21 protein-coding genes and 1 pseudogene are annotated in these 22,359 nt (G+C 69.4%); 8 read left to right on the top strand and 14 right to left on the bottom strand.

What is annotated here, in order from left to right; all coding sequences use genetic code 11:
• Positions 1-191: 191 nt before the first annotated feature.
• A complete protein-coding gene (locus AWC16_RS06895; protein ID WP_085264039.1) occupies positions 192-818 on the top strand; it encodes a GNAT family N-acetyltransferase in 627 nt (208 codons plus the stop codon).
• Between the two features lie 56 nt (positions 819-874).
• Positions 875-1,582, top strand: coding sequence for an LppM family (lipo)protein (locus AWC16_RS06890; RefSeq protein WP_085264121.1), 708 nt, complete (start codon positions 875-877; stop codon positions 1,580-1,582).
• A 123-nt stretch (positions 1,583-1,705) separates the two neighbouring features.
• Here AWC16_RS06890 and AWC16_RS06885 read toward each other — a convergent pair whose 3' ends face one another.
• A complete protein-coding gene (locus tag AWC16_RS06885; RefSeq protein WP_085264038.1) occupies positions 1,706-2,623 on the bottom strand; it encodes a mycobacterial-type methylenetetrahydrofolate reductase in 918 nt (305 codons plus the stop codon).
• Positions 2,624-2,848: 225 nt separating this feature from the next.
• On the opposite strand from AWC16_RS06885, the gene idsA2 reads away from it, so the two are divergent.
• Positions 2,849-3,898 carry a bifunctional (2E,6E)-farnesyl/geranyl diphosphate synthase gene (gene idsA2, locus AWC16_RS06880; protein ID WP_207572270.1) on the top strand — a complete coding sequence of 350 codons (1,050 nt, stop codon included), beginning with the start codon at positions 2,849-2,851 and terminating at the stop codon, positions 3,896-3,898.
• Positions 3,899-3,914: 16 nt separating this feature from the next.
• Positions 3,915-5,501 (top strand): alpha-(1->6)-mannopyranosyltransferase A, encoded by a 1,587-nt coding sequence (locus tag AWC16_RS06875; protein ID WP_085264037.1) that lies wholly within the window; start codon positions 3,915-3,917, stop codon positions 5,499-5,501.
• Between the two features lie 2 nt (positions 5,502-5,503).
• Here the strand turns inward: AWC16_RS06875 and AWC16_RS06870 are convergent, their stop codons facing one another.
• Entirely contained in the window at positions 5,504-5,908 is a 405-nt protein-coding gene (locus tag AWC16_RS06870; protein WP_085264036.1) for an Rv2175c family DNA-binding protein, read from the bottom strand.
• 52 nt (positions 5,909-5,960) lie between these two features.
• Here AWC16_RS06870 and AWC16_RS06865 point away from each other — a divergent pair, with 52 nt between their 5' ends.
• Positions 5,961-7,145 (top strand): protein kinase domain-containing protein, encoded by a 1,185-nt coding sequence (locus AWC16_RS06865; protein ID WP_085264035.1) that lies wholly within the window; start codon positions 5,961-5,963, stop codon positions 7,143-7,145.
• Between the two features lie 85 nt (positions 7,146-7,230).
• Here AWC16_RS06865 and AWC16_RS06860 read toward each other — a convergent pair whose 3' ends face one another.
• The 3 genes from AWC16_RS06860 to AWC16_RS06850 are packed head-to-tail and all read right to left on the bottom strand — an operon-like array spanning position 7,231 to position 10,160.
• Positions 7,231-8,616, bottom strand: coding sequence for a class II 3-deoxy-7-phosphoheptulonate synthase (locus tag AWC16_RS06860; protein WP_085264034.1), 1,386 nt, complete (start codon positions 8,614-8,616; stop codon positions 7,231-7,233).
• Positions 8,617-8,650: 34 nt separating this feature from the next.
• Positions 8,651-9,139: a polyadenylate-specific 3'-exoribonuclease AS gene (locus AWC16_RS06855; protein ID WP_085264033.1), complete on the bottom strand. Its 489-nt coding sequence runs from the start codon at positions 9,137-9,139 to the stop codon at positions 8,651-8,653.
• 7 nt (positions 9,140-9,146) lie between these two features.
• Positions 9,147-10,160 (bottom strand): hypothetical protein, encoded by a 1,014-nt coding sequence (locus AWC16_RS06850; protein ID WP_085264032.1) that lies wholly within the window; start codon positions 10,158-10,160, stop codon positions 9,147-9,149.
• Between the two features lie 93 nt (positions 10,161-10,253).
• Between AWC16_RS06850 and AWC16_RS06845 the strand changes: the two genes are divergently transcribed.
• The gene (locus tag AWC16_RS06845; RefSeq protein ID WP_085264031.1) at positions 10,254-11,525 is read left to right on the top strand and encodes a glycosyltransferase 87 family protein; all 1,272 of its coding nucleotides are present in this window, start codon (positions 10,254-10,256) and stop codon (positions 11,523-11,525) included.
• On the opposite strand, the gene AWC16_RS06840 is transcribed toward AWC16_RS06845, so the two are convergent.
• The 5 genes from AWC16_RS06840 to AWC16_RS06820 form a co-directional block, all read right to left on the bottom strand.
• Positions 11,486-12,220 carry a lysophospholipid acyltransferase family protein gene (locus tag AWC16_RS06840; protein ID WP_085264030.1) on the bottom strand — a complete coding sequence of 245 codons (735 nt, stop codon included), beginning with the start codon at positions 12,218-12,220 and terminating at the stop codon, positions 11,486-11,488. The two genes, AWC16_RS06845 and AWC16_RS06840, sit on opposite strands and share 40 nt — an antisense overlap.
• 134 nt (positions 12,221-12,354) lie before the next feature.
• Positions 12,355-12,744, bottom strand: coding sequence for a hypothetical protein (locus AWC16_RS06835; RefSeq protein WP_085264029.1), 390 nt, complete (start codon positions 12,742-12,744; stop codon positions 12,355-12,357).
• A complete protein-coding gene (locus AWC16_RS06830; protein ID WP_234812157.1) occupies positions 12,741-14,000 on the bottom strand; it encodes an ArsA family ATPase in 1,260 nt (419 codons plus the stop codon). The genes AWC16_RS06835 and AWC16_RS06830 overlap by 4 nt, the downstream gene beginning before the upstream one ends.
• Before the next feature lie 35 nt (positions 14,001-14,035).
• Entirely contained in the window at positions 14,036-14,473 is a 438-nt protein-coding gene (locus tag AWC16_RS06825) for an SRPBCC family protein (protein WP_085264027.1), read from the bottom strand.
• Positions 14,474-14,553: 80 nt separating this feature from the next.
• Entirely contained in the window at positions 14,554-14,949 is a 396-nt protein-coding gene (locus AWC16_RS06820; protein ID WP_085264026.1) for a polyketide cyclase / dehydrase and lipid transport, read from the bottom strand.
• 153 nt (positions 14,950-15,102) lie between these two features.
• On the opposite strand from AWC16_RS06820, the gene AWC16_RS06815 reads away from it, so the two are divergent.
• A complete protein-coding gene (locus AWC16_RS06815; RefSeq protein ID WP_085264025.1) occupies positions 15,103-16,905 on the top strand; it encodes an AMP-dependent synthetase/ligase in 1,803 nt (600 codons plus the stop codon).
• 18 nt (positions 16,906-16,923) lie between these two features.
• Here the strand turns inward: AWC16_RS06815 and AWC16_RS06810 are convergent, their stop codons facing one another.
• From AWC16_RS06810 to AWC16_RS06795, 4 genes are all read right to left on the bottom strand, one after another.
• Complete coding sequence (locus AWC16_RS06810) at positions 16,924-18,060, bottom strand: glycosyltransferase family 4 protein (protein WP_085264024.1); 1,137 nt, start codon at positions 18,058-18,060, stop codon at positions 16,924-16,926.
• Entirely contained in the window at positions 18,057-18,860 is an 804-nt protein-coding gene (locus AWC16_RS06805; RefSeq protein WP_085264023.1) for a hypothetical protein, read from the bottom strand. The genes AWC16_RS06810 and AWC16_RS06805 overlap by 4 nt, the downstream gene beginning before the upstream one ends.
• 25 nt (positions 18,861-18,885) lie before the next feature.
• The gene (gene ripC, locus AWC16_RS06800; protein WP_234812156.1) at positions 18,886-20,046 is read right to left on the bottom strand and encodes a peptidoglycan hydrolase RipC; all 1,161 of its coding nucleotides are present in this window, start codon (positions 20,044-20,046) and stop codon (positions 18,886-18,888) included.
• 157 nt (positions 20,047-20,203) lie between these two features.
• Complete coding sequence (locus AWC16_RS06795) at positions 20,204-20,470, bottom strand: hypothetical protein (protein WP_085264021.1); 267 nt, start codon at positions 20,468-20,470, stop codon at positions 20,204-20,206.
• A 97-nt stretch (positions 20,471-20,567) separates the two neighbouring features.
• On the opposite strand from AWC16_RS06795, the pseudogene AWC16_RS06790 reads away from it, so the two are divergent.
• Positions 20,568-22,184 (top strand): annotated as a pseudogene (locus tag AWC16_RS06790) (DEDD exonuclease domain-containing protein); the annotation flags it as partial.
• Between the last annotated feature and the right edge of the window lie 175 nt (positions 22,185-22,359).

Raw genomic sequence — 22,359 nt, 5'->3', positions numbered from 1 at the left:
GACTGGTGCGGGCAACTAACACTGATAATACGAGGTCGACCTGCGCCGTACCACAGGCTTCACCCGCCGATTGTAGCGGCGGTCCTGCAATGCTGATCCACAACCGCCGACGCCGCAACACCGATTCCGGATAATGGGACTCCGGAAAGTGGGTAGGCACCCCACCACCCGCCAGGAAAGGAACCTGCACGTTGGTGACATTCCTCATCGACATGTCGCCGCGCGAAATGGCGGATCACCTGGGCGAGGCTCTGCGCGTCTATGTCACCGCGATGGGTTACCCGCCGGGTACCGAGAGCCAACGTGCCGCGATGTGGCTGGAACACACCCGCCGCCGCGGCTGGCAGGCGGTGGCCGCGTTCGAGAGTGGACAAGGCGGGAAGGGCGAAACGGTCGGGGAGGTTCTGGAGCCGGGCGCGGCGCCCGCGCAGTTGGGCGGCGCCGAGCTGCTGGGTGTGGCCTACGGCTACTGCGGGGCACCCGACCAGTGGTGGCAGCAGCAGGTGGTGCTGGGTTTGCAGCGCCGCGGCCTGGCCCGCTCCGACATCATGCGCCTGATGACCAGCTACTTCGAGCTGACCGAGTTGCACGTCGCACCGCGCGCCCAGGGCAGCGGCCTGGGCGAGGCGCTGGCGCGACGGCTGCTCGCCGGGCGGCCCGAGGCCAATGTGCTGCTCTCCACGCCGGAGATCAGCGGCGAAGGCAACCGGGCCTGGCGGCTGTACCGGCGCCTGGGCTTCATCGATGTCATCCGGGGCCACCACTTCGCCGGCGATCCCCGGCCCTTCGCCATCCTGGGCCGGACCCTGCCCCTGTGACGGCCACGCGCCGCGTCGTCACCCGCGCGGGCCAACGGGTCTGGCACGATGACGTCGTGGTAGTTCGGGGTTCGCAACGGGTTCGGCGGTTCACCGCACTTCGCCGATTGCTGGCGTTGTTCGCGCTGCTGCTGATCGCCGCACCACTGACCGGGTGCGTGCGCATCAGGGCCAACATCACCGTCTCCCCCAACGACCAGGTCTCCGGCCAGATCGTCGCGGCGGCCAAGCCCCGCAACGAGACCGACACCGGGCCCAAGCTCAGCGCCGACCTGCCGTTCGCCCAGAAGATCGCGATCTCCGGCTACAACAGGGACGGCTACGTCGGCTCCCAGGCAGTGTTCTCCGATCTGACCTTCGCCGAACTGCCGCAGCTGGCCGAGATGAACCGCGACGCGGCCGGGGTGAACCTGGCGCTGCGCCGCGCCGGCAACCTGGTGATTTTGGAGGGCCGGGTGGATCTCACATCACTCAGCGACCCCGAGGCCGACGTCGAATTGAGCGTCGCGTTCCCCGGCGAGGTGACCTCCACCAACGGCGAACGCATCGGCGAAGACACGGTGCAGTGGCGCCTCAAGCCGGGTGTGGTGAGCACGATGACCGCACAGGCCCGCTACACCGATCCCAGCACCCGCTCGTTCGTCCACGCCGCCATGTGGCTGGTGCTGTCGACGTTCGCCGCCGTCGGGGTGGTCGCGCTCATCGCCTGGCAGGGCCGGGACCGCTCGCCGCGGTTGCGCGCCCCGGACGACGACGCCGGCTGAACCCGGCGGTTCAGCGAGGCTCGACGGAGGAGAGCCGAAGCTGGGACCGCCGCATGGACCCGGCGGTTCAGCGAGGCTCGACGGCGCAGAGCCGAAGCTGGACCGCGGGATGGACCGGTCGATTCAGCCGGTCTGCGGCGACCAGTAGTCGAGCATCTCCGCGAAGGTCCGGAACGCTGCCGCGGACACCCCGTAGGTCGCCTCCAAGTGGATGCTCAGCGGAAAGCCCAGATCCGCGACCCCGTCGACCACCCGCTTGTACAGGTCGAGCATCAGCTTGCGCCGCTGGTCGGGTTCGCTGTCGGCCAGCGTCCTGACGAAGGCCTGCTCGGCGGCCACCGCCGCGTTGCCGGGGTCCTGGATCAGCCAGTTGATCAGACCGACCCTGTTCTCGACCGTCGGCACGAAGCCGAACGACAGCAAGATCTCCGGGCGGGCGTCGCTGTGCTTGGCGAACTCGGTCAGAAACGGCACGATCGCATCGGAGTACAACAGTTGCGTCAGGGCGAAGGTCGCCCCGCGCTCGCACTTGAAGTTGAACCGGCCGATCTCGTCGGCCCGAGTGGGGATCAGGATGGCGCCGCGGTTGGGCACGTCGGCGCGGAAGGTCGCCAGCGCATCGGTCGGCGGCACGCCCGAGCCCTCCCCGTCGGCCATGGTGCGGGGCACGCCGACGAAGACGACGCCCTCGATGCCGGACGCGGTCAGATCATCGAGCCGACTCCGCAGACCCGCCTGGTCGGAGAACGCGGTGACCTGGGTGCACAATCCGGCCACGCCGGGCAATTCAGGCCTGATCGCGTTCCAGAAGTCCAGCACGTCGAGCTTGGGCTTCATCTCGATCGGGCGGTCGTCCTCCTCGGCGATCATCCCCGGCATCAGGATGTGCCGGATTCGCCCTTCGATATCGGACTCCGCCGCGAACCGCAGGACCTTGTGGGCCTCCTCGCGAGCCTTCGCAAAGGCCTTTTCGTGGCCCTGCGGGCTCTCGCTGTCCAGATTCGGCGGAACAAGCTCGAGTGCGACAGTGTTCAAGGTCACGCAGTTGCTCCTCATCGATGATGGTCAACGGTGCCGCAGGGAGCCGGGGCCTGCCACTGCCGGCCGCTGGCAGCCCCCTCGGCCGTTACCGGCCTGAGTCCCCCCGGGCGTGGTGGCACACTCTACGCTGAACGCACGCTGGGGGTCCCCGGTGAGGGCAGCGCAGAAAGGGGCGCCGAGCTGAGCTCCAAGTCAACAGCAGCAACAGTACCGTCGGCCGCCGCGTTGGCCGGCGCCGTGACCGAGCAGTTGCGTTGCCACCTGCGCACCCGCCGCACCGACACCGCCTACATCGGCGAGGACTACGAAGACCTGATCACCGGCCTTGAGGAGTTCGTGCTCAGCGGCGGTAAGCGGCTGCGCCCGGCCTTCGCCTATTGGGGTTGGCGAGCCATCACCGGCCGGGATGCCGACGACGGCGAGTTGCTGCTGTTCTCCGCGCTGGAACTGCTGCACGCCTGCGCGCTGGTGCACGACGACGTGATCGACGCGTCGGCGACCCGTCGGGGCAGAGCGACGACCCACCGCATGTTCGCCGAGCTGCACCGCACCCACGGGTGGCGGGGTTCGGCCGAGCAGTTCGGGATGTCGGCCGCCATTCTGCTCGGCGACCTGGCCCTGGTGTGGGCTGACGACATCGTGGCCGGAGCCGACCTGCCCCCGGATGCCCGGCGGCGCGTGCGGCGGGTGTGGTCGGACATCCGCACCGAGGTGCTGGGCGGCCAATACCTCGACATCGTCACCGAAGCCGGCGGCGTCGACTCCATCGCCGCGGCCATGCGGGTCAACACCTACAAGACCGCCTCTTACACCGTGGTGCGCCCGCTGCAACTCGGTGTCGCCGCCGCAGCCGACCGGCCCGATATCCAGGCGCTGTTCGGGGAGCTGGGCACCGACCTGGGCGTGGCATTCCAGCTGCGCGACGACGTGCTGGGCGTGTTCGGCGATCCCGCGGTGACCGGCAAGCCCTCCGGCGACGACCTGCGCTCGGGCAAGCGCACCGTACTGGTGGCCGAGGCGATGGAGCTGGCCGACAAGTCGGATCCATTGGCGGCCAATCAGTTACGTACCTCGATCGGCACCGCGTTGACCGACGCGCAGGTCCGCGAACTGTGCGACATGATCGAGGCGGTGGGCGCACTGGCAGCCGTCGAGGACCGTATCGACGTGCTGACCCGCCGCGCCATGGCCGCGCTGACGGCCGCACCCATCGACGAGGTTGCCAAAGCCGGCCTGACCGACCTGGCTCGCCGGGTCGCCGACCGGTCCGCCTGAACGTCCCGGAGCACCGATGTCGAACCCCACCACCCCCCCGGTCACGACCGTGTCGACGGACCCCAGCAAGACCTTGTCCGGGGCGCTGTCGCGGCTGCGGCAGTTCGCCGCCAGTCAGCAGGCCCGGGCGGCGTGGCTCGGCTGCCTGGGCGCACTGCTGATCACCCTGGGCGGGCTGGGCGCCGGAAGCACCCGGATCCACGACCCGTTGCTGGAGTCACTGCACCTGTCGTGGCTGCGTTTCGGCCACGGCCTGGTGCTGTCCTCGGTGCTGCTGTGGACCGGGGTCGCGGTGATGCTGGCGGCCTGGCTCGGCCTGGGCCGACGGGTGATCGATGGGACCGTGACCACCTACACGCTGATCGCCACCACCGGTTTCTGGCTGGCGCCGCTGCTCTTGTCGGTACCGGTGTTCAGCCGCGACACCTACTCCTATCTGGCCCAGGGCGCGTTGCTGCGGGACGGCTTCGACCCTTACCAAGTCGGCCCGGTCGACAACCCCAACCCGCTGCTGGACGATGTCAGCCCGATCTGGGCGGCCACCACGGCGCCCTACGGCCCGGCCTTCATCCTGGTCGCCAAACTCGTCACGTTGCTGGTGGGCAACAACGTGGTGGTCGGCACCATGGTGCTGCGGCTGTGCATGCTGCCCGGGTTGGCGCTGCTGATCTGGGCTGCGCCGCGGGTGGCCGGGCGGGTCGGCGGCAGTGCGCCGGCGGCGCTGTTCCTGGCGGTGCTCAACCCGTTGGTGATCATCCACCTGATGGGTGGGGTGCACAACGAGATGCTGATGGTGGGCCTGGTGATCGCCGGGATCGCTCTGACCCTGGAACGCCACCACCTGGCGGGCATAACGCTGGTGGCGCTGGCCGCGGCGGTAAAGGCCACCGCCGCAATCGCATTGCCGTTTCTGGTGTGGGTATGGATGCGCCGGCTGCGGGAACCCCGCGGTTCAGCGAGGCTCGACGAAGGAGAGCCGAAGCTGGAACCGCGACATGGACGCCGCGGCTACCCGACGGCGGCGGCGTTCGTAACCGCGGCGACCATCTCCGCGGCGATCGTGGTCGCCGTCTTCGCCCTGCTGTCGAGCCTGGCCGGGGTAGGTCTCGGCTGGCTTACCGCGCTGCTTGCCGGCAACGTCAAGATCATCAACTGGCTGACGGTACCGACCGCGGCGGCCAACCTGATCCACGCCGTGGGCGGCGTGTTCGCACCGGTCAACTTCTACGCCGTGCTGCACATCACCCGGATCACCGGAGTGCTGGTGATCGCGCTGGCGCTTCCGGTGCTGTGGTGGCGGTCCCGCCGTGACGATCGCGCGGCGGTGTCCGGCATCGCCTGGGCCATGCTGGTGGTGGTGTTGTTCGTACCGGCCGCGCTGCCCTGGTACTACACCTGGCCGCTGGCGGTGGCGGCCACCCTGGTGCGCTCACCGGCTGCCATCGCCGGGATCGCCGCCGCCTCAACCTGGATCATGGTGATATTCAAGCCCGACGGGTCGCACGGCATGTATACCTGGCTGCACGTGATCGGTGCGAGCGGGTGCGCGCTGTATGCCTGGCACCGACTGTCAAAGGCACCGACACCCGCGGAGACCGCCTGAGGTCAGTACGCCATGGCCTGGGCCCGGCGCATCACCTCACGGGCCTGGTGGGAGTGCAGTGCGTCGATCGGGCGGCCGTTGGCAACCGACTCCCGCACGCCGTCGCGGGTCAACGACAGGGACGGATCCGGGGTGAACAGCCACCGCACGATGTCGGTCCGCTGGTAGCCGCCGTCGTACAGCACCGCCAGCAACCCCGGCAGGCTTTTCACGACGTCCCCGTGCTCGGTGAAGAAGACCTCCGGCACCACCAGGGCGCCGGCTCGCCGCACCGCGACCAGGTGATTGTCGCGCAGATACTGGTGCACCTTGGTGACGGGAACTCCGAGCATTTCGGCGACCCGGGGCAGGTCGAACGTCGGTTCATCGGGATCGAGTACGTCTTCGGCGGCCGGAATGCTGCTCACGACACAAGTTTAGAACCGCCGGGCCGGCCGCCCGCACACATACCATGACCAGGTGACTTCCATATGGGGCGGCGACGTGCTGGAGGGCGCGCTGCTCGACGGCCGCTACCGGGTGGGCACCCGGATCGCGACCGGTGGCACGTCCACGGTGTACCGGGGTATGGACGAGCGCCTGGACCGCCCGGTGGCGGTCAAGGTCATGGACCTGCGCTACGCCGGTGATCAGCAGTTCCTGACCCGCTTCCAGCTCGAGGCGCGAGCGGTCGCCCGGCTCAAGGACCCCGGGCTGGTGGCGGTGTATGACCAGGGGTTCGGCACTCCGCAGGACCCCGGGCAGCCGTTTCTGGTGATGGAACTCATCGAGGGCGGGACCCTGCGGGAGCTGCTCAACGAACGCGGCCCGATGCCGCCGCATGCCGTCGTCGCCGTGCTCCGGCCGGTGCTGGGAGCGCTGGGGATCGCACACCGCGCCGGCCTCGTGCACCGCGACGTCAAACCCGAGAACATCCTGATCTCCGACGACGGCGACGTGAAGGTGGTCGACTTCGGATTGGTGCGAGCCATCGCGGCGGCCGGAATCACCTCCACCAACGTCATTCTGGGCACCGCGGCCTACCTCTCGCCCGAGCAGGTGCGGGACGGAAACGCCGGCCCCGCCAGCGACGTCTACGGCGTCGGAGTGCTCACCTACGAGCTTCTGACCGGCCACACGCCGTTCACCGGCGACTCCGCGCTGACGGTGGCCTATCAGCGGCTGGATCACGACGTCCCGCCGCCCAGCTCGGAAATCGATGGCGTCCCAAGAGAATTCGATGACCTTGTAGCTCGTGCAACCGCCCGGGAGCCCGCTGACCGATATGCCGACGGGCTCGAGATGGTCCACGAGGTGGATGCGATCGCCCAGCGGTTGGAACTGCCGGCGTTTCGGGTGCCGGCCCCGCGCAACTCCGCCCAGCACATTTCAGCGCCCACCCACCGCGGCGGGGAGCCTCCCGTGCCGCCGCAGCGCCCCACGCTGCACATGACCCGCGAGCCACGGGACTGGGTGGATGACACCGACACCCAATATCAGGTGGTGACAGGCGAATTCGCCGGGATCGAACTGAGCCGGTTCGTGCTGGAACGCCAACATGCGCGCCGGATGGTGATGATCTGGCTGGCCGTGGTGTTCGCGCTCACCGGGCTGGTGGCCGCGGTGGCCTGGACGCTGGGCAACAACGTCGGCGCGTTGCTGTAATCCCCTCGCCCACTTCGCTGAGCAGACGCAGAATCGCACCCCGGGAGGGTGATCTGTGCGATTCTGTGTCTGCTCGGCGAGAGACTTAGCCGCGCAGCATCTCCGCGACCAGGAACGACAACTCCAGCGACTGCTGGGTGTTGAGCCGCGGGTCGCACGCCGTCTCGTAGCGCCCACCCAGGTCGGCATCCGAGATGTCCTGTGCGCCACCGAGACACTCGGTGACGTCCTCGCCGGTGAACTCCAGGTGGATACCACCGGGGTGGGTGCCCAGCGCATGATGCACCTCGAAGAACCCCTGCACCTCGTCCACGATCCGGTCGAAGTGCCGGGTCTTGTGGCCGGTGGAGGCCTCGTGGGTGTTGCCGTGCATCGGGTCGCACTGCCAGATCACCTGGTGACCGGTGGCCTGCACCTTCTCGATGATGCCCGGCAGCAGGTCGCGCACCTTGGCGTTGCCCATCCGGCTGACCAACGTCAGGCGACCCGGCACATTGTGCGGGTCGAGCCGCTCGACGTATTCGACCGCCAGCTCGGGCGAGGTCGTCGGCCCGAGTTTGATGCCGATCGGGTTGGCGATCACCTCCGCCAGAGCGACGTGCGCGCCGTCGAGCTGGCGGGTCCGCTCCCCGATCCACACGTAGTGCGCCGACAGGTCGTAGAGCTGCGGTGTGCCTTCGATGTCGGCCATCCGCAGCATGGCCCGCTCGTAGTCGAGCACCAGTGCCTCGTGGCTGGCGTAGATCTCCGCGGTCTGCAGCTCACGGTCGGCAACCCCGCAGGCGCTCATGAACTTCAGCCCGCGGTCGATCTCACCGGCCAGCGCCTCATAACGTGCGCCCGCCGGCGAGGTACGGACGAACTCGCGGTTCCAGTCGTGCACCAGTTCCAGCGAGGCCAGCCCGGACGACGTCAGCGCCCGCACCAGGTTCATCGCGGCACTGGCGTTGGCGTAGGCCCGCACCAGCCGGGACGGATCGTGTTCGCGCGCTTCGGCATCCGGGGCCAGGCCGTTGACCATGTCGCCGCGGTAGGACTTCAGCCCCAGCGCGTCGATATCGGCCGACCGCGGCTTGGCGTATTGGCCGGCGATGCGGGCCACCTTGACCACAGGCATGCTGGCGCCGTAAGTCAGCACCACCGCCATCTGCAGCAGGGTGCGGATGTTGCCCTTGATGTGCGGCTCGGTGTTGTCGGTGAAGGTTTCGGCGCAGTCACCGCCCTGCAGCAGGAAGGCCTCCCCGCGGGCTACCTGTGCCAGCAGCGACTTGAGCCGCACGATCTCGGACGCCACCGTGATCGGCGGGACGCTCTCCAGCACGGTGCGCATCGCCTTGGCCTGGTCAGCGGGCCAGCTCGGCTGCTGGACGGCCGGCCGGGCCAGCGCGGCGTCGAGGCGCGCGCGCAGATCCGCGGGCAGCGGCGGCAGCGCCGGCAGCTGGTCGATCGGTACGTCAACGGTCCAGTTCACCCGACCATGGTAGCCGGGTGCGGACCCGCACTGATCAGGCCAGTTCGGTCTGGGTGATCACCCGGAACCGGCGCAACTGGTCGCGGGCGTCCACCAGCGCGTCGTGGCTTCCCGCCGAGCGGGGCGGCAGGCGCGGGCAGCCGCGGTCCTCCCACAGTTGACGCAGCTCGTGGGTGAAGCGCGGGATCGACGTCGGCAGATCGGGCATCGTGCCCCACAACTGGCAGAGCACCACATGGTCGTAGGCCCCGACCCAGGCCCACAACTCGATCGGCACACCGCTGCCGACACCCAGGAAGGCCTCCAGATCGGCGCGGATCCGGCGCCGTGTTCGCCACGCCTGCGACGAGGGCGGGGGCAGCTTGGGCAGCACGTGGGTACGCACCCATCGCCCGGCCCGGCTCGGATCGAAGTCGGTGGAGACCGCGTAGTACTCCCGCCCGTCCTCGGCGACCACGCCGATCGAGATCAGCTCGATGGTGCGGCCGTCCTCGATGAACTCGGTGTCGTAGAAATATCTCACCGCCGGCTCATCTCCGAGGCCCGCCGGGCCGGTGGATCTGCGGCAGCGAGACGGGTCTGGTCGGTGCCGACGCCTCCGCAACCACACGGTTGGGGGGCACCGGCCGGTCAGGCGGTCGCCCGACGGGTGCCGGCCGAGGTGGCCGGCCGATGGGGACCTGCTGTCGCGGAGCCATGAACTGCACCGTCGGCGCCGACGCCGCCCGCACCTCCTTGTCGAGCTCGGCGTCGATCTCCCGTTCGTCGGGCACCTGGGGCCGGCCCGCGATCGCGTCCTGCAGCCAGAGCTTGGCCGCGATCGCCGGGCGGCGCAACTTCCGTTCCCGCTCCAGCGCACGGCGCATCCGCTCGTGTTTGCCCAGGTAACGCCAGCGGGACCACGGCGCGTGCGGTCGCGACAGCCGGATGGCGCCGATCACCAGCAGCGGAAAGAAGAACATCCCGATCAGACCGGTCCACACCTTGCCCTTCAACAGCACCACCACGCCCAGCGGCAGCGCCGTCACCAGACCAGTGAAGACCCCGGCGCGGATCAGCGGCGAGGAGGTGTCGTACGACGTCGACAGCAGGAACGTCAGCGGGTGAAAACCCAGCACCAACAGTCCGGTGACCGCGGTCGCGGCGAACACGGCGTCGACCGAGGCGCGCCCGTCCTCCTCCCAGTACACGTCGGACAGGTGCAGGATCAGCGCGTACTCGTCGAGCACCAACGCCGCCCCGATCCCGAAACCGATGGCGGCGAGGGTGAACGCCCGCTCATGCCCGGCGCCACCGAGGGTCACCAGGGTCACCCCGGAGACCATCACCGTCACCACCCCGAAGACCACGTGGTGAATGTGCTTGGACCCGATGTGCAGGTTGCGCGGCTGCCACCAGCGTGGGGTGCGGCCGCTGGCGGCCTGACTGCGGATGTGGCGCACCACGGAGCGGGTCACCAGAAACGTCACCAGAAACGCCAGCAGGCAGCACAACAACGGCAGTCGGCCACGGCCGATGATGTCGTCGCGGAACCATTCCAGCACCTAATGCAACGTACGCCCTCGCGGCACACCACGCCCGGATCGCCACCGGCATGGCCCGCTAAAACATGCCCACCCGATAGGCTGTGCTGCGACATGACTACATCGCGGCCGCCCGACCTGGGCCGTCGGCACGGGGGCATCAGCGGTTGGGCCGTCTGGTGGATCTTCGCGCTGCTGGCGATCACAGCCTTGGGCTACACGACGTGGCGGGCGCTTGGCAGCACGCCGTACCACATCGACGTCGACGTCTACCGGATGGCCGCGCAGGCGTGGCGTGACGGACGGGCCCTCTACGGCGACGACTGGTTTGCCACCCAGATCGACGGGACGGTCCTGCCGTTCACCTATCCCCCGATCGCCGCGGTGTTGTTCGCCCCGCTGACCTGGGTGTCGTTGGGTGCCGGCACCGCCATGCTGACGATCGCCTCGACGCTGCTGCTGGTGGTGTCCATCACGATCGTGCTGACCGGCTTGCGGGTCGGCGAGATCTGGTGGCGCCGGGCCGTGGTAGCCGCGGCGATCGTGGCGGCGGCCATCTGGCTGAACGCCGAACCGATCTGGGCCAACTTCGACTTCGGCCAAGTCAACGCGATACTGATGACGCTGGTGATCGCCGATTGTGTGCCACGGCGCACCCACTGGCCGCGCGGCGCGCTGCTCGGGGTGGCGGTGGCGCTGAAGCTGACCCCGGCGGTCTTCCTGCTGTACTTCCTGTTGCGCCGCGACGGGCGCGCCGCGGTGACCACCGTGGCGTCCTTCCTGACGGCGACCCTGATCGGTTTCGCCGCTGCCTGGAGCGACTCCTGGCAGTACTGGACACACACCGTCAGCGACACCGACCGCATCGGCGGGGCGACGCTGAACACCAACCAGAACTTGGCCGGCGCGCTGGCTCGGCTGCCGCTGAGCGAGCATCAGCGCTCCCTGCTGTGGGTGGCGGGCTCTCTGCTGGTTCTGACGGTCATGGTCTGGGCGGCTCGCCGGGTGCTTCGCGCCGGGGAGCCGATCCTGGCGCTGATCTGCGTGGCGCTGTTCGGGTTGGTGGTGTCGCCGGTGTCGTGGTCACACCATTGGGTGTGGATGCTGCCCACCGTGGTGGTGACTGCGGTGCTGGCCTATCGGTACCGGGCGGTCGCGCTGGGCGCGCTCAGCGCGGCGGGGGTGGCGCTGATGATGCGCAGTCCGATCGAGTTGCTGCCCGAACATCACGAGGCCGGCGCGGCGTGGTGGCGCCAACTGGCGGGGACGTCGTATGTGTGGTGGGCCCTGGCGGTGATCGTCACGGCCGGCGCGACGCTCAATCGCGACCGCCAGACGGCCCCGGATCAGCCCGCCGCGGTCTCCGGAAACCTGGCGGCCGGCTGACCAGCCGTCCCGCCTTGTTGCGGGACACCGTTTTTGAGGCTGGCCGCGTAGATGTCGACGTATTCCTGGCCGGACAGGCCCATCAGCTCGTAGATCACCTCGTCGGTGACGGCGCGCTCGATGAAGCGGTTGTCGGCCATCCCCTCGAAGCGGGAGAAGTCCATCGGTTTGCCGAACCGGACCGTGACGCGGCCGAAACGCAGCATCTTGGTGCCCGGCGGGTTGACGACGTTGGTGCCGATCATGGCGACCGGAATCACCGGAACACCGGTGTGCAGCGCAAGCCGGGCCAAGCCGGTCTTGCCCTTGTACAACCGGCCGTCGGGCGACCGGGTGCCCTCGGGGTAGATGCCCAGCAGCTTGCCGCCTTTGAGGATCCGCTCGGCGGTGGTCAGCGCCGCCTGCGCGGCATCGGCATCGGTGCGGTCGATGGGCACCTGGCCGACGGCGGTGTAGAACCAGCGGGTGAACCAGCCCTTGATCCCGGTACCGGTGAAGTATTCGGACTTGGCCAGGAAGGTTATCCGGCGGCGCACCACCAGCGGCAGGTAGAAGCTGTCCATGACGGCCAGGTGATTACTGGCGAGGATCACCGCACCCTCGTCGGGGATGTTCTCCAGCCCCTCGACTTTCGGACGGCCGATCAGGGCCAACAAGGGTCCCAGGAGTACGTACTTGAACAGCCAATACCACATGGCCCCTCCCTCCTGCCCCGACCAGCGGCCGTGTTCGCGCCAACTTTACCGACCGGGCGTGGCTAGGGCCACACGGTGATTCGTCACACCGCGAATTCGGCGGAATTCCTTAGTTTGCTTAGCTTGCTTGGTTTTCAGCGTTCTACGGTCACCGGGATGTGCTGATAGCCGGGCCGGGCCGGCGTCTCGCCGCCGTCACCGCCCCCGCTGGGCGGCGAGCCGTCGGGCGGGGGTGGAGCCCCGCCGGTTCCCCCGGTCTCACCGACCACGGCACGGATCACCTCGTACAACGCGACGCTGTGTTCGGCGACGATGGTGAGCAGCGGATGCTCCTCCCCGGTCACCAACGCGGCCAGTGCACACACCGGGCACCACACCTGCTGGCACTTGCCCGGACCGTCGCCGGAGGCCGCCAGCATCGCGGCCGCCCGCACCGCGGGGTCGAGGCGATCCAGGATCGCCTGGGCGAGCTTGCGCAGCTCGGGCCCCAGCTCGCCCAGATCGGGGTGCGCGCCAGCGGTCAACGTCGCACCTCCTTGTCACCACTAACCGGCCACACATCCGGATCCGGCCGGAAACGCACCGTCAATTCGCTGCCGCGCAGCGTTGCGTCCACGACGGTGCATCGCCGCAGCACCGATGCCAAGCGAACCCGCCGCCTGGTGCCACCGGCAGCGACAATCAGGTCGTCACCGGACCGGCCCAGGCTCAGCGAACCGGAATCCACCTGGGGTAACTCTAGCCGCAACCGGTACACCGCCCCCAGCCCGGAGCCGGACTCCCGGTCGACCACCGGCCGTACGGGGCCGGGCGGCGCCGACCCGTCGCGGCGCCGGCTCGAATCGAGCAGGTTCGCCAGTGCTTTGGGACCGATCGGCTCGCCCGCCAGGTGCGGGACCAGCACCATAGCCACATCGCCGATGGCGCGGTCCACCTCCTCGAGAACACTGCGCTGCTCGCCGATCCGCTCGGCGTACCAGTCGAACGCCGGGTGGTCCGGCAGGTTGGTGTAGACGTACGAATCATCCTGCAACAAAATCTGATTGACGATCAATTCTTCCACCCGCACGCCCGTCAGGGACAGCGACGCAAGAGTCCGGATGGCTTCGGCGGCCACCACACGCTCGGCGGTCAGTACCAGGTGCGCACCGACCAGCGACTCGTCGGTCAGCCGTGCGGCGAGGCGCTCGGCGGCGCGGCTGACCCGTTCGATCAGCTCGATCAGAGCCGTCGAACGTGGGTCCTCGGTCCCGCTGAGCCGGCGGTGCCGCGGCCAGGACCGCTCGGCGTAGAGCGCCACGGTGGCGGGCAGCGTCAGCATCCGCATCGCATCGGCGGTGGATGCGCAGTCGACGACGATGCGTTCCCACCGCCCACTGTCGGCCAACTCGCCCACCTCGTGCAGGCCCAGCACCTCCTGGACCCCGGGGAGGGCCGAAAGTTCTTCGGGGGCAAGGCTGCCCAGGTCTGACTCGGGGAACCGCTGGGCCAGGACATCGACCACGTCTGCCCAGTGCGTCTCAAGCAAAGCCAACGTGTCCAGCGCCAGCACGTCGAGCCGGCCGCACGACGGGCCGGCGTCGTCGAGTGGCACCGGGATGGGGTCACGGTGGCCGCTGGGCACCACTTCCTGTCCGAGCACATCACCGACCGAGTGGGCCTGGTCGGTGGAGATCAGCAGCACCCGACTTCCGGCGAGTGCGTCGGCGACGGCTGTGGCGGCCGCGCACGTGGACTTGCCTACGCCGCCCTTACCGACGAACAGACTGATCCGGGCCACTGGGAGCACTGTGGACGTCGCGCCTTGCTCCGGCCTCACTCAGCCTCGGCTCGCTTCTTCAGGTCTTTCAGCGCGGTGTCGGTCAGGCGCCGCTCCGCCTTGCGCTTGAGCAGTCCGATCATCGGAATCATCAGATCCACCGACAGCTCGTAGACGACTTCGGTTCCGGATCCCTTGGGCGACAACCGATATTCACCATCCAGGGCCTTCAGCAACGAACTGGACACCAACGACCAGCGCACCGTGCGGCGGTCCGCCGACCAGGTGTAGTCCAGCACCATGGTGTCCTTGAGCACGGCGGCATCCAGCACCAGTCGGGCCACCTTCGGATACCCGCCGGAGTCGGTTTCGAGGACCTCGGCCTCGGTGTATTCCGACACCCAGTCGGGGTAGGCGCCGATGTCGGCAATCACCTTCATCACGGTGTCCGGATCGGCCGCGATGTAGATCGTCTGCGATGTCTTGTCCGCCACGTGGTTCTTCCCTAACTCACTCGCGCCCGCCAGGAGGCCCTCGGCAGAGACGGTACCTCGCCGGCCCCGTTCGGAGCGGGTCAACCGACGGCGTTCGGGGCGACCCCCACCGGCCGGGACCGCTCGAGTCGTTCCTTGACCTCGAAGGCCATCCGCTTGCCGGCCACCCGGCGGCGGTGGTTGAGCTTCGCCAGGTTCATCCGGGCCAGCTGCCGGCCGGTCACGCCGGTAGGCTCGGCGTGCAGGAAGTAGTGCAGCAGCACGCCGTCGAGCGCCGGTTCCAGCCAGATCTCCATGGTGCCGGTCAGCGGTCCGCTCACCGTCCATCGAACGCCCTTGTCGGCACGGTCCTCAACCACCTGGAGCTGCAGGTCCGGCCACCACCGCTGCCAACTCGACCGGTCGGAGACCGCGGCGCCGACCTGTGCACCGGACGCCGCGACGAACGTCTGGTCGGCCACCTGGATACTGTTCATCGCCCCAGCTTCACATATGACGTCCACCGGGGATGGAACGCCCCGGGCGCGCACGGGCCGGCTGCGGCCTCTCCAGTGAACACCGTCACACCCGTGGCGGCGTGCCGACTAGGCTGGGCGAACGACAGCAGGCTGCCTAGAGAGGTCATCGCAATGCGTGAGTTCAGTGTTCCCGCGCCGTTCACCGTCGAGGAGCACGACAACGTCGCCGCAGTCGTCTTCGAACACGAGCGCGACCATCCCGACTTCGTCATCTACCAGCGCCTGGTCGACGGGGCGTGGACCGACGTCACCTGTGCCGAGGCCGCCGCGCAGATCCGTTCGGCCGCACTGGGTCTGATCGCCCAGGGGGTGGCGGCCGGTGACCGGGTGGTCATCTTCTCCGCGACGCGATACGAGTGGGCCATCCTGGACTTCGCGATCCTGTCCATCGGCGCGGTCACCGTGCCGATCTACGAGACATCGTCGGCGGAGCAGGTGCGATGGGTGATGCAGGACTCCAGCGCGGTGCTGGCGTTCGCCGAAACCGACGCCCACACGCAGATGGTCAACGAACTCGCCGCCGACCTGCCCGCGCTGCGGCGGGTGCTGACCATCGACGGCTCCGGGCCCAAGGCCCTCGACGAGCTCGCCGAAGCCGGCGCCGGTCAGGACCCGGCACAGGTCACCGCACGCCTGGAGGCACTGCGGGTCACCGACCCGGCGACCCTGATCTACACCTCCGGCACCACCGGGCGTCCCAAGGGCTGTCAGCTCACCCACTCCAACGTGATCCACGAGGTGCGCGGAACCAAAGCCGCCCTGCCCACCCTGATGGTTCCCGGGCAGCGCCTGCTGGTCTTCCTGCCGCTGGCCCACGTACTGGCCCGGGCGCTGAGCCTGGGCGCGTTCAGCAACCGGGTCACCGTCGGGTTCACCAGCGACATCAAGAACCTGGTGCCGATGTTCTCGGTGTTCAAGCCGACCGTGGTGGTGTCGGTGCCCCGGGTGTTCGAGAAGGTGTACAACACCGCCGCCCAGAACGCCGCCAACGACGGCAAGGGGCGGATCTTCGAGATGGCGGCCCAGACCGCGGTGGATTGGAGCGAGGCCCTCGACCACGGCGGTGCGGGGCTGTGGCTGCGCGCCAAGCACGCTCTGTTCGACAAGCTGGTCTACCACAAGCTGCGGGCGGCGCTGGGCGGCAACTGCAACGCCTCGATCTCCGGCGGGGCACCGCTGGGCGAACGCCTGGGCCACTTCTACCGCGGCGTCGGCCTGTCCATCTACGAGGGTTACGGGCTGACCGAGACCACCGCCGCCATCACCGTCAACCAGGTCGACGGCATGAAGGTCGGGACGGTCGGAAAACTGGTGCCGGGCAACAGCATGCGGATCGCCGACGACGGTGAGTTGCTGGTTCGCGGCGGCGTGGTGTTCCACGGCTACTGGCGCAACGAGCAGGCCACCGCCGACGCGTTCGTCGACGGCTGGTTTCGGACCGGCGACCTGGCCGACATCGACGCCGAGGGCTTCCTGAAGATCACCGGCCGCAAAAAGGAGATCATCGTCACCGCCGGCGGCAAGAACGTCGCCCCGGCCGTACTCGAGGACCAGCTTCGCGCCCACCCGCTGATCAGCCAGGCGATGGTCGTCGGCGACGCCAAGCCCTTCATCGGGGCGCTGATCACCATCGACCCCGAAGCCATCGAGGGCTGGAAGCAGCGCAACAGCAAGGCCAGCACCGCCACGCCCGCCGACCTGGCGACCGACCCGGACCTGCTCGCCGAGGTGGACGCGGCGGTCAAGCAGGCCAATCTGGTGGTGTCGCACGCCGAGTCGATCCGTAAGTTCCGGATCCTGCCGGTCGATTTCACCGAGGCCACCGGCGAGCTGACCCCCACCATGAAGGTCAAGCGCAATGTGGTGGCGGAGAAATTCGCCGACGCCATCGAGGCGATCTACATCAAGGACTGAGCCCGCAAAGACCTCTCCTCAGGGCCGCAGCAGCGCGGCCATCCGGTCGGCCAGCGTGTCCCAGCGCCAGTGACCGGTCACCCACTCGCGTCCCGCGGCGCCCATCGCGGCGGCCCGATCCGGGTCGGCGAGCAATTCGCTGACCGCGTCGGCGATCTGGTCCACGGCTCGCCCGTCGACCACCCGCCCGGTCTGGTTGTCCAGCACGGTTTCGGGTGCGCCGCCCGAACTGCCGGCGACCACCGGCACACCGGCCGCCGACGCCTCCAGGAACACGATGCCCAGGCCCTCGACGTCAAGCCCCGCGCCGCGAGTGCGGCACGGCATCGCGAACACGTCGCCCAGCAGGTAGTACGCCGGCAACTCGGCGGCCGGGACGCCGCCGGTGAACATCACCGCATCGGCCACCCCGCACTCGGCGGCCAGCTTGTGCAGCCTCTCGGAGTAGGGACCGCCGCCCACGATCACCAGCGCCGCCCCGTCGACACGTTGCCGGATCGCCGGCAGAGCCCTGATCAGCATGTCCTGGCCCTTGCGAGGCACCAGCCGCGACACGCACACCACCGTGGGGCGCCCGCCGAGTCCATGCCTGGCCCGCAGTTCGGAGCGGGCGCCCGGGTCGGGACGGAACCGGTCGGTATCCACCCCGGGCGGTAGGTGTTCGAGCGCGGCGGCGGGGCCGAAGGCCGACGCGAACCGGCCGCGGGTGTAGTGGCTCACGAAGGTGACGGTGTCGCAGGACTCGCCGATCCGGCGCAGCACCGACCGGCCCACCGGCAGCATGGACCAGCCCACCTCATGGCCGTGCGTGCTGGCCAATACCCGGCTTGCTCCGGCGGCGCGCGCTCGCTGCGCCAGCAACGCCAACGGGGCGGCCGCGCCGAACCAGACGGTGTCGATGCCGCGGTCCGCGATCAGCCGGCGCATCCGGGTGTCGACGGCTCGGCCCGGCAGCATCAGCGTGCCCGGATGGCGCACCACCGCATAGCCGGCGGCGTCCGCGTCGAAGGCCTCGGCGCCCTTCCACTGCGGCGCATACACCGTCACGTCGTGGTGGCCGGCACCGGCGATGCGGCGCACCAGCTCTTCCAGGTAGCACTGAATGCCGCCGGGACGCGGCGGAAAATCATTGGTTACCAGCAGGACCCGGCTCACTGCAGGGATGCTAGCCAAGCCTGCCACCCTGCCAGCAGATCAGGTAGGTCCACACCGAGCACCAGGGGCACGGCGACGGCCGGCTCGACATGCCCGGGACCGCAGGCGGACGCGTAGAGCTCGCGCAGCTTGGCGGTCCCGTAACGATCGGCGACAAACCGCGCGAACCGCCACGCCCGGTCGTAGGCTTGCGTGCGCCGAGGCCCGGGCGCATCCAGGTCGGCATCCGAGGGCAGCGCGACCGGGCCCACCTCGACGCCCGGCGGTTCCTGGGCTGGCCGCGCGACGAAGTCGGCCACCCCCTCGGTGAGCCAGCGCGGCGCATCGATGGCGGTATCGGCGCGGGCCGCGTAGTGAAAAAGCTCATGGGTCAACACAATTCGCAGCGCCAGTGGGCTCATCGCGTCCGCGCCGGGAGCGAAAACGATCCGTTGACCGGTCGCCAGCCGGCGTTCCGGGTCCACCCGGTCGGCTACCGCGACCGCGGCGACGTCGGACCACCGCCCCACATCGGCGCCGTCACCGTCGGCCAAGACCGCGAACTGCCGGTCCGAGCCGGTGGCCGTCAACTGGATGCGGTGCGCCCAGTCGGTCCCCCAGAACGCTTCCACCGCATCGACGGCCGGTCCGATGTTCGCGGCCACCCGGGACAGCAGTTCCTCGCCGGAGCGCCCTCCGAAATTCTCCAAGACGACGGTGCGGTGATCCCCCACGATCAGCGGCGCATCCGCCGGAGGACGGACCGCTACCGCTACCGCCGCGCCGGCGATCGACTCGGCTGCCAGCAGCGCGGCCAGCAGGCGGCGGATGCGGGTCCGATGGCGCTCAGTAACGGCGGGCGTTGTGGATCGGGCCGGAGGAGGTCATCGGCACCACCCGGACCGGCTGACCGTAGGTGGACGAGTGGATCATCATGCCGTCGCCGACATAGATGCCCGAATGCGATGCGTCCGAATAGAACGTCAGCACGTCGCCGGGCTGCAAGTCGGACAGCGACACCGGCTGCCCGCCGTTGGCCTGCGCCTGGCTGGAGTGCGGCAGGTTGATCCCGGCCTGGTGGAACGCCCACATCACCAGCCCGGAGCAGTCGAACCCACCGGGGGCGGCCCCGCCCCAGACGTAGGGCGTGCCGACCTGGGTCAACGCCGCCTGTACGGCAGTCGCGGCTCCACCACCAGGCGCGCCCATCGCCACACCACCCTGCGACGGTGCGTCGGGAGCCGGGAATCCCGGGAGCTGGAAACCGGGCGCCGGCGGCGGGCCCTCGGGCGCGGGCTCCCCCGGCGCGGCTTCCGGCGCCGGGCCGGGCGCGGCCAGCGCTGTGCGCTGCGCGGGCGTGAGGGCGTAGTACTGCGACTTGACCACCGAGATCTGCAGCTGCAGACGGCTCTGGCGGGCCTGCAGTTCCGCGCGCACCGCGGCGGCCTGCTCGGCCGCCGTGCGGGCGTCCTCAGCCGACTTGGCGGAGGCCTGCTCGGCCTGGTCGGCCTGCGCCGTGGCGGCCCGGAAGCGGTCCAGCTGGACCGCCAGGTCGCCGGCCACCACCCGCTGCACGCCGAGTTTGTCGATCAGCTGTTGCGGGGACTCGGCGGTCAGGATGGCGTCCATGCCTCCCACCCGGCCACCCATGTAGGTGGTGGCGGCGAATCGGTTGACGGCCGACCGGTAGGTGGACAGCTGGTTGCGGGCGGCGTCGAGGGCGGCCTGATCGCCGGCGTGCGCGGCATCGGCGGCCTGCAGCTCGGCGAGTTTCTCATCGAGATTGAGCTGCGCGGTGTGCATGGCTTCGGTGGTCTGTTCGGCCTGCCGGGACAGTTCGCTGAGCTTGGCCAACGCGTCATCTGCGGGATCGGCGTGCACGTTGCCGACCAACACGCCGCTCAGAACTGTGATGCCGGCCACCACACCGGCCAGAGGACCGGAAAAGGCGCCCACGCCCGGACGCCAAAAAGCACGCAGACGCCACTGCATACGTTCGAGCTCCAAGATTGCATCCTTAACACTGCCCAGGGAGGCACGGGGGGACGTGCCGCCGCCGAAACGTAAGGTCTCGAATAGGTTACGGAATGGCAACAGCGTTGTCCATCACGAGCTGTCACACTAACAGCCCGGATTGTGAAAATTCTAAGGCGACGCGCCGGGCTCAGGCGACGCCGTAACGGCGGCTCGATCCCTGGTCACGACGTATCGGCACCAGCCGCAGCCGAGGTGCCATGCCGGCCTCGGCGAGCACATCCAGCGCCGCGCGCTCGTCTTCGAGCAGCTCGTTCGGGACACCGAGCAGCACGCTGACCACACAGTCCCCGCAGGCGGGTCCGTGCACCGCGCAGTGGTCACAGTCGATCACCACCGGCTCCGGATCGCTCCCGTGCGCACCCCGGTGGTCCGAGTAACCCGAGATCTGTCCCATGGCGATTCCTCTCGATCGGTTGCCGGCACGCTAACCCCGGCCACCGACAACCCAGAGCCGACAACGTGATGTCGGTGCGCCCGCCTACGGTCACCGCATGATCTCCGGCGCTTATGGCGGGCAGCTGAGCCTGGTTGAACTCGAAGCCGAACTCGAGGCCGCCCCGGCCACCTTGCGGGAGACCACGTTCGTGGTGGTGGACCTGGAGACCACCGGCGGGCGCGCCTCCCCCGCCGGTGACGCCACCGCGGACGCCATCACCGAGATCGGTGCGGTCAAGGTGCGCGGCGGCGTGGTCCAGGGCGAGTTCGCCACCCTGATCAATCCGCAGCGCGGCATCCCGCCCCAGATCGTCCGGCTGACCGGCATCACCACCGCGATGGTGCACGACGCGCCAACCATCGATGCCGTCCTGCCGGCTTTCCTGGAGTTCGCCGGATTCGGCCTGGGCCGCAGTGTGGGCAACGGCACAGTGCTGGTCGCCCACAACGCCGGGTTCGACGTCGGGTTCCTCACCGCGGCCGCGCAGCGCTGCGGGGTGGGCTGGCCGCGGCCACCGGTGCTGTGCACGGTGCGGCTGGCACGACGGGTGCTCAGCCGCGACGAGGCGCCCAGCGTGCGGCTGGCCGAGTTGTCCCGGCTGTTCCGGGTCAGCACCCAACCCACCCACCGGGCCCTCGACGACGCCCGCGCCACCGTCGATGTCCTGCACGCCCTGATCGACCGGGTCGGCAACCAGCGGGTGCACACCTTCGTCGACCTGCGCGCCTACCTGTCGCATGCGACACCGGCCCAGCGCCGCAAGCGCACCCTCGCGCAAGGGCTGCCACGCCGTCCGGGGGTCTATCTGTTCCACGGTCCCTCCGACGAGGTGCTCTACATCGGCACCTCCACCGACCTGCGCCGTCGGGTCGCACAGTACTTCAACGGGTCCGATCGCCGCCGCCGCATCACCGAGATGGTCGCCCTGGCCAGCCGGATCGACCACGTCGAATGCGCGCATCCCCTGGAAGCGGGGGTGCGTGAACTGCGCCTGCTGGCCGCACACGCTCCCCCGTATAACCGGCGATCGAAGTTCCCCCGGCGGTGGTGGTGGATCACGCTGTCCCACGAGGCATTCCCCCGCCTGACGGTGGTGCGCACCCCCCGTCACGACCGGGTGATCGGCCCGTTCCGCTCCCGCGCCGATGCCGCCGAAACGGCCGCACTGCTCGCGCGATTCACCGGAATCCGCACCTGTACAACACGATTGGGCCGCAACGGCCGGCACGCCTGCCCGCCGGCCGAAGTCTGCCCCTGCCCCGCCACGCCCGGCGTCACCGCCGTGCAGTACGCCGAAACCGTGCACCGCGCCGCGGCATTGATCGACGGCAGCGACAACGGCGCGCTGCGTGCGGCGGTGCAGCAGGTGACCACGTTGGCCGACCGCGGGCGCTACGAGAGCGCGGCTCGGCTGCGCGACCAGACCGCCGCCGCGATCGACGCGCTGTGGCGCAGCCAGCGTGCCCGCGCGCTGGCTGCCCTGCCAGAAATGGTGGCCGCCGCGCCGGACGGTGCCGGCGGGTGGCAACTCGCGGTGATCCGGTACGGCCGGCTGGCCGCAGCCGGGTGCGCGGCACGCGGCGTGCCGCCGATGCCCGTCGTCGACGCGATCACGCTGGGCGCCCAGGCCGTGGTACCCGAGCCGGCACCGTTGGCCGGCGCTCTGGTCGAGGAGACCGCGCTCATCGCCCGCTGGCTGGCCGCGCCCGGGGTGCGCATCGTGCGCGTCGTACCCGCCGCCGGCGGTTCAGCGAGGCTCGACGAAGGAGAGCCGAAGCTGGAACCGCCGCATCAACCCCGCGGTTCAGCGAGGCTCGACGACGGAGAGCCGAAGCTGGAACCGCCGA

The sequence above is a fragment of the Mycolicibacter longobardus genome (genome assembly GCF_002102265.1).
Taxonomy (GTDB): domain Bacteria; phylum Actinomycetota; class Actinomycetes; order Mycobacteriales; family Mycobacteriaceae; genus Mycobacterium; species Mycobacterium longobardum.
The sequence above is the reverse complement of the archived record's forward strand: the minus strand, read 5'-3'. Positions and strand labels throughout refer to the sequence as shown.

Coding starts and splice junctions, on each gene's coding strand:
- AWC16_RS06820 (WP_085264026.1), bottom strand. CDS start 14,949: ATGAACAGTATCCAGGTGGCCGACCAGACGTTCGTCGCGGCGTCCGGT.
- AWC16_RS06795 (WP_085264021.1), bottom strand. CDS start 20,470: ATGGGACAGATCTCGGGTTACTCGGACCACCGGGGTGCGCACGGGAGC.
- AWC16_RS06840 (WP_085264030.1), bottom strand. CDS start 12,220: ATGTGGTATTGGCTGTTCAAGTACGTACTCCTGGGACCCTTGTTGGCC.
- AWC16_RS06875 (WP_085264037.1), top strand. CDS start 3,915: ATGTCGAACCCCACCACCCCCCCGGTCACGACCGTGTCGACGGACCCC.
- AWC16_RS06815 (WP_085264025.1), top strand. CDS start 15,103: ATGCGTGAGTTCAGTGTTCCCGCGCCGTTCACCGTCGAGGAGCACGAC.
- AWC16_RS06845 (WP_085264031.1), top strand. CDS start 10,254: ATGACTACATCGCGGCCGCCCGACCTGGGCCGTCGGCACGGGGGCATC.